The organism is Enterobacter sp. CM29 (assembly GCF_013179605.1).
Lineage (GTDB): Bacteria > Pseudomonadota > Gammaproteobacteria > Enterobacterales > Enterobacteriaceae > Enterobacter > Enterobacter intestinihominis.
Genome location: NZ_JABMCU010000177.1, coordinates 1 through 9,576 on the forward strand (window position 1 = coordinate 1; position 9,576 = coordinate 9,576).

Annotated in this window: 10 protein-coding genes; 3 read left to right on the forward strand and 7 right to left on the reverse strand. The window is 59.0% G+C overall.

Translation table 11 applies throughout. The features are described 5' to 3' along the window. Positions 1-18: 18 nt before the first annotated feature. Positions 19-651 (reverse strand): multifunctional acyl-CoA thioesterase I/protease I/lysophospholipase L1, encoded by a 633-nt coding sequence (tesA, locus tag HP459_RS18195; protein WP_003858933.1) that lies wholly within the window; start codon positions 649-651, stop codon positions 19-21. Between tesA and ybbA the strand changes: the two genes are divergently transcribed. The 3 genes from ybbA to HP459_RS18210 all read left to right on the forward strand — a co-directional run bounded on the left by ybbA (position 622) and on the right by HP459_RS18210 (position 5,047). After that, on the forward strand, positions 622-1,308 hold the full coding sequence (gene ybbA, locus HP459_RS18200; protein WP_023299477.1) for a putative ABC transporter ATP-binding protein YbbA: 687 nt from the start codon (positions 622-624) through the stop codon (positions 1,306-1,308). The genes tesA and ybbA overlap by 30 nt on opposite strands. Continuing rightward, positions 1,305-3,719, forward strand: coding sequence for a putative ABC transporter permease subunit YbbP (ybbP, locus tag HP459_RS18205; RefSeq protein ID WP_171936601.1), 2,415 nt, complete (start codon positions 1,305-1,307; stop codon positions 3,717-3,719). The genes ybbA and ybbP overlap by 4 nt, the downstream gene beginning before the upstream one ends. A gap of 182 nt (positions 3,720-3,901) precedes the next feature. Next, a complete protein-coding gene (locus tag HP459_RS18210) occupies positions 3,902-5,047 on the forward strand; it encodes a porin (protein ID WP_171936602.1) in 1,146 nt (381 codons plus the stop codon). Positions 5,048-5,134: 87 nt separating this feature from the next. On the opposite strand, the gene HP459_RS18215 is transcribed toward HP459_RS18210, so the two are convergent. The 6 genes from HP459_RS18215 to ppiB form a co-directional block, all read right to left on the reverse strand. Beyond that, complete coding sequence (locus HP459_RS18215; RefSeq protein WP_154816810.1) at positions 5,135-5,287, reverse strand: hypothetical protein; 153 nt, start codon at positions 5,285-5,287, stop codon at positions 5,135-5,137. Then, positions 5,277-6,347 (reverse strand): tRNA 2-selenouridine(34) synthase MnmH, encoded by a 1,071-nt coding sequence (gene mnmH / locus HP459_RS18220; protein ID WP_022647297.1) that lies wholly within the window; start codon positions 6,345-6,347, stop codon positions 5,277-5,279. Before mnmH ends, HP459_RS18215 begins: the two co-directional genes overlap by 11 nt. Before the next feature lie 84 nt (positions 6,348-6,431). Next, on the reverse strand, positions 6,432-7,499 hold the full coding sequence (gene purK / locus HP459_RS18225; protein WP_171936603.1) for a 5-(carboxyamino)imidazole ribonucleotide synthase: 1,068 nt from the start codon (positions 7,497-7,499) through the stop codon (positions 6,432-6,434). Continuing rightward, entirely contained in the window at positions 7,496-8,005 is a 510-nt protein-coding gene (gene purE / locus HP459_RS18230) for a 5-(carboxyamino)imidazole ribonucleotide mutase (protein WP_023299481.1), read from the reverse strand. Before purE ends, purK begins: the two co-directional genes overlap by 4 nt. Positions 8,006-8,123: 118 nt before the next feature. Beyond that, complete coding sequence (gene lpxH / locus HP459_RS18235; RefSeq protein WP_022647299.1) at positions 8,124-8,846, reverse strand: UDP-2,3-diacylglucosamine diphosphatase; 723 nt, start codon at positions 8,844-8,846, stop codon at positions 8,124-8,126. Positions 8,847-8,849: 3 nt separating this feature from the next. After that, positions 8,850-9,344: a peptidylprolyl isomerase B gene (ppiB, locus tag HP459_RS18240; protein ID WP_000256009.1), complete on the reverse strand. Its 495-nt coding sequence runs from the start codon at positions 9,342-9,344 to the stop codon at positions 8,850-8,852. Positions 9,345-9,576: the final 232 nt, after the last annotated feature.

A 9,576-nucleotide genomic window follows, 5' to 3' on the forward strand; every position in this document is an offset into this window, starting at 1 on the left:
ACTTTACCTGTCAGGTTCTCAGCTGTTTGACGAGTCATGTTTTACTAAAGGAGCCAGCCGGGTTGCCATCCAGTCGGCAATGAACGGCTGGGCATCGCGATTGGGGTGAATGCCATCATCCTGCATCCACTGGGGTTTCAGATAGACCTCTTCCATGAAAAATGGCAGCAGCGGAATATCAAACTCTTTGGCAAGCTTAGGATAGATCGCGCTAAACGCCTCATTATACCGACGGCCGTAGTTAGCGGGCAGGCGAATTTGCATCAGCAGCGGCTGGGCGTTAGCGGCCTTAATGGTCTGCAAAATAGTCCGCAGCGTTTGCTCCGTTTGCTGTGGCTGGAAGCCGCGCAAACCATCATTACCGCCCAGTTCGACCAGCACCCAACGCGGTTGATGCTGCTTAAGCAGGGCAGGCAGGCGCGATAAGCCTTGCTGCGACGTATCGCCGCTGATGCTGCCGTTAACGACAGACGCCCGGGACTGCCATTTATCATTGAGCAGGGCGGGCCAGGCCGCACTGGCGGCCATACGATAGCCCGCGCTCAGGCTGTCGCCCAGAATCAATAACGTGTCCGCAGCCGCCGCGCGGAAGGTCATCAGCATCAAAAACAGGAAGGGCAAATGCCAGCGGAAAACATTGTTGAAGTTCATTGTCTTAAGAAGTCCGTCGGTCAGGGAGAACACGAGCTTTCCATCCTCACCGGAGTTGAACTCGTTGTCAAACGTGCCGAAACCATCGCCCTGATTGGCGAATCCGGTTCCGGTAAGTCCACGCTGCTGGCCATTCTCGCCGGGCTGGACGATGGCAGCAGCGGGGAAGTGAACCTGGTCGGCCAGCCCCTCCACGCGCTTGATGAAGAGGCGCGCGCCGCGCTGCGTGCCCGGCATATCGGGTTTGTCTTTCAGTCATTCATGCTGATCCCAACCCTCAACGCGCTGGAAAACGTTGAGCTGCCCGGCCTGCTGCGCGGTGAAAATACCCGCGAAAGCCGCGATCACGCCAAAGCGTTGCTGGAACAGTTGGGGCTGGGAAAACGTCTCGACCACCTTCCGGCGCAGCTTTCCGGCGGTGAGCAGCAGCGCGTGGCGCTGGCCAGGGCGTTTAACGGGCGCCCGGAAGTGCTGTTTGCCGATGAGCCCACGGGCAATCTCGACCGTAAAACCGGGGACAAAATTGCCGATCTGCTGTTTTCCCTCAACCGCGAGCATGGCACCACGCTGATTCTGGTTACCCACGACCCGCAGTTGGCCGCCCGCTGCGACCGCCGCCTGCGGCTGGTGAACGGTGTTCTTCAGGAGGAAGCATGATTGCCCGCTGGTTCTGGCGCGAATGGCGCTCGCCCTCGCTGCTGATTGTCTGGCTGGCGTTGAGCCTGGCGGTGGCCTGCGTGCTGGCGCTCGGCAGCGTCAGCGATCGTATGGAGAAAGGGCTTAGCCAGCAGAGTCGGGAATTTATGGCGGGGGACCGGGCTCTGCAAAGTTCTCGCCCCGTGCCGCCGGGCTGGATTGAGGAAGCGCGCAAAGAGGGGCTGAAGGTGGGAGAGCAAATCACCTTCCAGACCATGACCTTTGCGGGCGACACGCCACAGCTTGCCAGCGTAAAAGCCGTGGATGACATCTACCCGATGTATGGTGATTTACAAACCAGTCCGCCGGGGCTAAAACCGACGGCCGGTACGGTACTGCTGGCATCGCGTCTGATGGCGCTGCTGAACCTGAAACCCGGCGACAGTATCGACGTCGGCGACGCGACCCTCAAAATTGCCGGGGAAGTGGTGCAGGAACCCGACTCCGGATTTAATCCGTTCCAGCTCGCGCCGCGCCTGCTGATGAACACCGCTGATGTGGCGAAAACCAACGCCGTCCAGCCGGGTAGCCGCGTCACATGGCGCTATAAGTTTGGCGGGACGCCTGCTCAACTGGAGGCGTATGAAAAATGGCTCCTGCCTCAGCTCAAGCCGGAACATCGCTGGTACGGGCTGGAGCAGGATGACGGGGCGCTCGGCAAATCCCTTGAGCGTTCTCAGCAGTTTCTGTTGCTGTCGGCGCTGTTAACCCTGCTGCTGGCCATTGCGGCCGTTGCCGTGGCAATGGGGCACTACTGCCGCAGCCGTTACGATCTGGTGGCGATACTCAAAACCCTCGGCGCGGGCCGGGCACAGCTGCGCAAGCTGATTGTCGGCCAGTGGCTGATGGTGCTGGCGCTGTCGGCTCTGACCGGCGGGGCGATAGGGCTGCTGTTTGAAAAGCTGCTGATGGTGCTGCTCAAACCGGTACTGCCCGCTGCGCTGCCGCCTGCCAGCCTCTGGCCGTGGCTGTGGGCCATCGGCGCGATGACGACGATCTCCCTGCTGGTGGGGTTACGCCCCTACCGGCTGCTGCTCGCCACCCAGCCGCTGCGCGTGCTGCGCCGGGATGTGGTGGCCAGCGTCTGGCCGCTGAAGTTCTATCTGCCGGTGATTATTGCGGTGGCAGTCGGGCTGTTGGCCTGGCTGATGGGCGGCAGTACGCTGCTGTGGGCGGTGCTGGCGGGCGCGGTGGTGCTGGCGCTGCTGTGCGGCGTGGTGGGCTGGGTACTGCTTAATGTGCTGAGTAAGCTGACAGTTAAATCACTCCCCATACGGTTAGCGGTTAACCGACTGCTGCACCAGCCGTGGTCTACCCTCAGCCAGCTCTCGGCATTTTCGCTGTCGTTTATGCTGCTGGCGCTTCTGCTGGTGCTGCGCGGGGATCTGCTGGATCGCTGGCAGCAGCAGCTTCCGCCGGAAAGCCCGAACTATTTCCTGATCAACATTGCTCCCGAACAGGTGACGCCGCTGAAGGGGTTCCTGTCTGAGCATCACATTATTCCGGAATCGTTTTATCCGATCGTGCGCGCCCGCCTGACGCAGATCAACGGCCTGTCGACGGAGGGAAATAAGGATGAATCGCTCAACCGCGAGCTCAACCTGACCTGGCAGGCGAAACGTCCGGACCATAACCCGATCGTGGCCGGCACCTGGCCGCCGAAAGCGGGGGAGGTGTCGATGGAGGAGGGGCTGGCGACACGCCTGAACGTGAAGCTCGGCGATAGCGTGACCTTTACCGGTGATACCCAGGATTTCACCGCCAAAGTCACCAGCCTGCGCAAAGTGGACTGGGAAAGCCTGCGGCCAAATTTCTTCTTCATCTTCCCGCCGGGCGCGCTGGACGGACAGCCCCAGAGCTGGCTGACCAGCTTCCGCTGGGAAAACGGCAACGGCATGCTGACGCAACTTAACCGGGAATTTCCGACGGTGAGCCTGCTGGATATCGGCGCGATCCTCAAACAGGTCGGGCAGGTGCTGGAACAGGTGAGCCGCGCCCTGGAGGTGATGGTGGTGCTGGTGACCGTCTGCGGCCTATTGCTGCTGCTGGCGCAGGTGCAGGTCGGCATGCGTCAGCGTCATCAGGAGCTGGTGGTCTACCGCACGCTGGGGGCCAGTAAACGGCTGCTGCGCGCCACGCTGTGGAGCGAATTTGCCCTGCTCGGGCTGGTGGCGGGCCTGGTGGCGGCCATCGGGGCGGAAACCGCACTGGCGGTGCTTCAGACGAAAGTCTTTGATTTTCCATGGGAGCCTGACTGGCGGCTGTGGTTAACGTTGCCCGTATGCGGCGCGGTGCTGCTGTCCCTGTGCGGTGGCTGGCTCGGGACGCGGCTGTTGAAAGGTAAAGCGCTGTTCCGCCAGTTTGTCAGCTAGTTTACTTGCGTGATGATGACGCACCGGCATTTCTGCTGGTGTGTCATCGCTTAATAGCACAAATCGTTAATACCCATGCATTTAGTAGCACAAAACATTAAAAACCCGCCCACACAGCCCGAATTTTTCCGGTTAATATTCACCAGCTAAATATTTAGCAGCGTGTCTATCAAGGAAAAATAATGACTATAAGAAAAACAGCGCTGGCGACAACGATCGGCGCAGCAGTGGCATTGGCTTCTTTCGCATCTCAGGCGGAAATCACCCTTCTGAAACAGGATCCGCAGGCGGGTAACCCGCTGAGCCGTCTGAACTTCACCGTTGGCGGCAGCATCCGTCCTCAGTTCCAGAACATGACCGGTGATGACGGCAAAAACGGCTACAAGCGTAACGGTTTTGACGGCGGTACCCGTTTCCGTTTCGCGGCAGACTACTACCTGTTCGATGACATCAGCTGGATCACCTACTACGAGCTGGGTGTGAACATTCCGGCGCAGTTTAACTGGGATAACCACTACGCCGACGGCGCGCACGACACCTCACGCCGTATGCTCTACACCGGTCTGAAGAGCGACACCTGGGGTACGCTGACCTTCGGCCAGCAGAACAGCGTGTACTATGACGTGGTGGGCGCGAAAACCGATATCTGGGACTACGACATGATTGGTCAGGCGTCGGGTAACGGGATCAACGGCGACTACGACGGCTCTTACCGTTCACGCCAGATGCTGAAGTACAAGAAAACCGTGGGCGATGCTGACATCTACGCCTCTTACCTGTTTGAAGACAGCGAATACCTGCCGGGCAACGGCCTGCGCTACAAGCGCAAAGGCGGCGGTTCACTGGGTATCGATTACCACCTGACCACCGATCTGACCTGGGGCGCAGCGTGGAACTACACCCGCGCGGACATGCGTAATCCGGACAACGGCGACAGCAAATCCTACGACCAGAACATTCTCGGCACCGCACTGAGCTGGACGCCGGATAACTGGACCTTCTCCGCAGGCGGCGGCTGGTATCAGAACTTCCTGACCACCAAAAAAGTGTCTGTAAATGACTACTTTGCGGGTGACGCGTGGGGTATTGAATACTTCGCAGGTTACAAATTCCCAGTCGGTCAGTACGCGGTTAAATCCATCCAGCCTTACTTCATGGGCGACCGCATTGAGTACGTGAACGGCCGTAACTACCAGCGCATCGACAACGGCGTGGGTATCAGCTTCCAGCTGGACTACGGTTTCCGCGTGGATTACGAACACGTGTTCACCTCCAGCACCGACAACCTGGGCGACATGAACCTGGTGCGTCTGCGTTACGACTTCTAAGTGGTTTGTTCCCCGGTGGCGCTGCGCTTACCGGGGCTACAAAAGCACGCGTAGGCCGGGTAAGGCGTAGCCGCCACCCGGCTTTTTTCAGCGATCAAGCCATTCGGCAATGTCTTCAAACGTCCCGCGATATACAATTTTCTCCGCCTTTTTCTCCAGCTGATAGCCGTACATCGGATCGTAATAGCACGCGTAGGCCGGGTAAGGCGTAGCCGCCACCCGGCTTTTTTCAGCGATCAAGCCACTCGGCAATTTCTTCGTACGTCCCGCGAAAAACAATCTTCTCCGCTTTCTTCTCCAGCTGATAGCCGTACATCGGGTCGTAATAGTCCTTCAGCAGCGGCACAAGCCAGCTGAAGTGCGCGTCAGTGCTTCCAGAGCGCTGTTGTTCCAGCAGCGCGGAATCTAATAGCGCGGTAAATTCCGCGAATCGTTGCAGCCCCAGACGACGGCGGATGGCGAACAGGCCGTGATGCAGGTATTCGCTGTAGGCTTTCCAGCCCGCTTCTTCACCGTAGGCGGCAGAAAAGTCGGCCCACATGTGGTCGAAATACTCTTCGCGCAGGCGCTCAAGACGGATCTCAAACGGATCTTCGACCACAACGACAGGCGCTTCCGCCATGCGGTCGCGCAGGCACTCCGGCAGGTGGTTAGAGCCAATCATCCGGCCCTCATCCTCCAGCACCCAGCGCGCGGCATCTTTTTTTAGCAGCTCGACGGCAAGGTGATTCTCGAAGCTCGCCTGAGAAAGTTGCGGGGTGAGCGTGCGGCCAAATGACGAGCCGCGATGGTGCGCCAGCCCTTCCAGATCGATGCCCTGCGCATGCTGCTTCACCAGCAGCGTTTTGCCGTTTCCGGTACAGCCACCGATAAGCACCATCGGTTTTTGTGACTGCTCAATCGTCACCTGAATTGCCGTCTGGCGCAGGGCCTTATAGCCGCCGCGGATCAGCGGATAATCGATTCCCGCCTCTTTAAGCCAGGCCTGGGAGATATGTGAGCGCTGGCCACCGCGCGCGCAGCAAAGGTAGCCCTCAGGATGGGCCAGGCTGGCTTCGCGCCAGGCGTTGATGCGCGCCTCTCGCGTCTCGCCGTTGACCAGGCTATGGCCGAGCGTCAGTGCGGCGTCCGGACCCTGGCGTTTATAGCAGGTGCCGACGGCGGCACGCTCGTCGTCGTTCATTAAGGGCAGGTTGAGTGCGGCGGGCATCGCACCCTGGACAAATTCGATCGGCGCGCGAACGTCGATTAAAGGGGTATCGGACGCGAGGATCGCGCGATAGTCCGTTCCATCGTTCATGGTGGTTCCAGAAGAAAGCTAAGCAGCAATGGGCGGGAATTGTACGCCGGGGAAGGGGAAGGTCAACTCCCCGGCGGGGGTTACTTACTTCAGTTTTGACTGCGCCCAGACAATCCCGCTCGCGTATTCTGGCGGCAGCAGGGGAACAATCGCTTCCAGCGTGGCGCTCAGGCGGTCCGTGTCGGTATCGTTCAGGTTCAGGTGGCCGACCTTACGACCCGGGCGCACCGCTTTGTCGTACCAGTGCAGGTGCACCAGCGGCAGCTTCAGCCAGTCGTAGTTCAGATCGGTGCCGATCAGGTTGATCATCACCGACGGGCTGGTCACTACCGGCTGCGGCAGCGGCAGGTCAGTGATGGCGCGCAGGTGCAGCTCGAACTGGCTGATGGAGGCACCGTTTTGCGTCCAGTGGCCGCTGTTGTGCACGCGCGGCGCAAGTTCGTTGATCAGCAGACCCGATGGCGTGACGAAACACTCCATCGCCATTACGCCCACATAGCCCAGCTCATGCATGATGGCAGAGAGCATCTCTTCCGCCTGCGCCTGCTGGTCAGCATTGGCCTGCGGGAAGGCGACGCTGGTGCGCAGAATCCCGTCCTGATGCAGGTTATGCGTTAGCGGGTAAAAAACGGTGTGCCCGTCATGCCCGCGCGCGCCCACCAGCGACACTTCACCGCTGAAGTTTATGCCCTGCTCAACGATGCACTCGCCGTAGCAGTCGTCCGGCAGCTCGGCGGTGTCGTTCGCGCGCAGGCGCCACTGCCCGCGACCGTCGTAGCCGCCGACACGACGCTTCACGATCGCCAGATCGCCCAGCATGGCTAAGACGTCATTCCACTCGCTTTTGTCGGACAACAGCTGCCACGGCGCGGTCACAAGGCCGAGCTTGTCGAACAGCTGCTTTTGCGTCAGACGGTCGGCGATGATCGGGAAGACGTCGCGGTTCACAAAGGCGTTATGGCGCGCCAGCTCGCGGGTCAGGGCGGTTTCCGGCCAGCGTTCAATTTCGGCGGTGATCACGCTCTGATGGAACGGCACGGCTTCCGGCTCGGCGTCCAGCCCGACGGGCCAGACGGCAATACCCAGCGGCTCACCGGCCTGACGCAGCATCCGGCCAAGCTGACCATTACCAAGAACGCATACCTGCTTCATGCTGCACCCCGCGGATCCGGGTTATCCAGCACCTCGTCGGTCTGGGCTTTACGCCACTCCGCCAGGCGTTGATGTAAGTCATTATCATGCGTCGCGAGGATCTGCGCGGCCAGCAGGGCGGCATTTGCGGCACCCGCCTTACCAATCGCCAGCGTACCGACAGGGATACCGCGCGGCATCTGGACGATAGAGTACAGGCTATCAACCCCGCTTAACGCGGCGCTTTGCACGGGAACACCCAGTACCGGCACCAGGGTTTTGGCGGCAATCATGCCCGGCAGATGTGCTGCGCCGCCCGCACCGGCAATGATCACCTCGTAACCGTTCTCTTCGGCGCTTTCGGCGAAGCTGAACAGTTTATCCGGCGTACGGTGCGCGGAAACCACTTCAACGTGGTGCGGAACATTCAGGATTTCAAAGATTTCGGCGGCGAACTGCATGGTAGCCCAGTCGCTTTTGGACCCCATCACGATGGCGACACGCGCCGGATTATTGCGGGAAGACATGCGTCTTAAAACTCCTGTGGTGCGGAACACACTGCTTTCGAGGGCACAGAGAATAGCATGTAATACCGGCAAGGAAAACGGTTGCGTGGTCGTGAAATGGGCGAAAAAACGAGGAGGGTTAGAACGGGAAGGCGATCAGTTCCACACCTTCCGGCGTGACTTTGACCATCGATCCTTCGCTGTGCCAGGCGCCTAAAACCACGCGATGGGCGGGCTCGCCGTTGGCGATAAGGGAATGCACATCGGGACGATGGGTATGGCCGTGGATCAGCCACTGAACGCGATGCTTCTCCATCACGTTCACCACCGCCTGCGGGTTGACGTCCATGATGGTCATCGATTTGCTGCTGTTGGCGGCCTTGCTGCCCGCGCGCATTCTGGCGGCGATGCGGTTGCGAATAAACAGCGGCAGGGCGAGGAACACTTTCTGGATCCACGGGGTGTGAACTTTGGCGCGAAACGCCAGGTAGCCGGTATCGTCAGTGCAGAGCGTGTCGCCGTGCATGATCAGAATATTGCGGCCATAGAGGTCAAGCACCTGCTCTTCCGGGAGCAGCGTCATGCCGCTCTCGCGGGCGTAGCGCTGGCCGATCAGGAAATCACGGTTGCCGTGAATGAAATAGCAGGGGACGCCGGAATCCACCAGCGCTTTAATGGCCGCTGCCATCTCACGGTGCAGCGGGTTCGGATCGTCGTCGCCTATCCAGGCCTCAAACAGGTCACCCAGAATGTACAGCGCATCGGCGCTTTTCGCTTCACCGCGTAAAAAACGCAGAAAACCGGCGGTTATCGCCGGTTCTTCTGTTTGCAGATGCAGATCCGCAATAAAGAGTGTCGCCACGAATTACTCGCTGACGGTCACGCTTGTGATCACAACGTCTTCTTTAGGAACGTCCTGGTGCATACCGCTGCGGCCAGTAGAAACGGCTTTGATCTTGTCGACCACGTCCATGCCTTCAACCACTTCTGCGAATACGCAGTAGCCCCAGCCTTGCAGGCTTTCGCCAGAGAAGTTCAGGAAGTCGTTGTCCGCCACGTTAATGAAGAACTGTGCGGTAGCAGAGTGCGGGGCCTGAGTACGGGCCATTGCCAGCGTACCGCGGGTGTTTTTCAGGCCGTTGTTCGCTTCGTTTTTGATCGCTTCTTTCGTCTCTTTCTGGCGCATGCCAGGCTCGAAACCGCCGCCCTGGATCATAAAGCCGTTGATCACACGGTGGAAAATAGTGTTGTTGTAGAAACCTTCGCGGCAGTAGTCCAGGAAGTTTTTAACTGTTTCAGGCGCTTTGTCATCAAAGGTTTTGATTACGATATCGCCATGATTAGTGTGGAAAGTAACCATTTTTGCATCCTGTTCCGTTATTGTGGTGCGTCAACCCGTGCTCGGGTCACATATAGGGGCTTGTTATAGCATAACCACAGGACACGATCACCTTGCATTGTGTGCTGACCGTGCTCCGAATTATGGGTATTATAAGGAACAAACAATCCACACACGTGTTTACATGGAATCTTCGATGTTAAAAATCTTTAATACAATGACGCGCCAAAAAGAGGAATTTAAACCTATCCAT

Excerpts from the sequence above, each read along its gene's own strand:
- tesA (WP_003858933.1), bottom strand. The coding sequence starts at position 651 with ATGAACTTCAACAATGTTTTCCGCTGGCATTTGCCCTTCCTGTTTTTG.
- ybbP (WP_171936601.1), top strand. The coding sequence starts at position 1,305 with ATGATTGCCCGCTGGTTCTGGCGCGAATGGCGCTCGCCCTCGCTGCTG.
- ppiB (WP_000256009.1), bottom strand. The coding sequence starts at position 9,344 with ATGGTTACTTTCCACACTAATCATGGCGATATCGTAATCAAAACCTTT.
- ybbA (WP_023299477.1), top strand. The coding sequence starts at position 622 with ATGCCAGCGGAAAACATTGTTGAAGTTCATTGTCTTAAGAAGTCCGTC.
- HP459_RS18210 (WP_171936602.1), top strand. The coding sequence starts at position 3,902 with ATGACTATAAGAAAAACAGCGCTGGCGACAACGATCGGCGCAGCAGTG.
- mnmH (WP_022647297.1), bottom strand. The coding sequence starts at position 6,347 with ATGAACGATGGAACGGACTATCGCGCGATCCTCGCGTCCGATACCCCT.
- purK (WP_171936603.1), bottom strand. The coding sequence starts at position 7,499 with ATGAAGCAGGTATGCGTTCTTGGTAATGGTCAGCTTGGCCGGATGCTG.
- purE (WP_023299481.1), bottom strand. The coding sequence starts at position 8,005 with ATGTCTTCCCGCAATAATCCGGCGCGTGTCGCCATCGTGATGGGGTCC.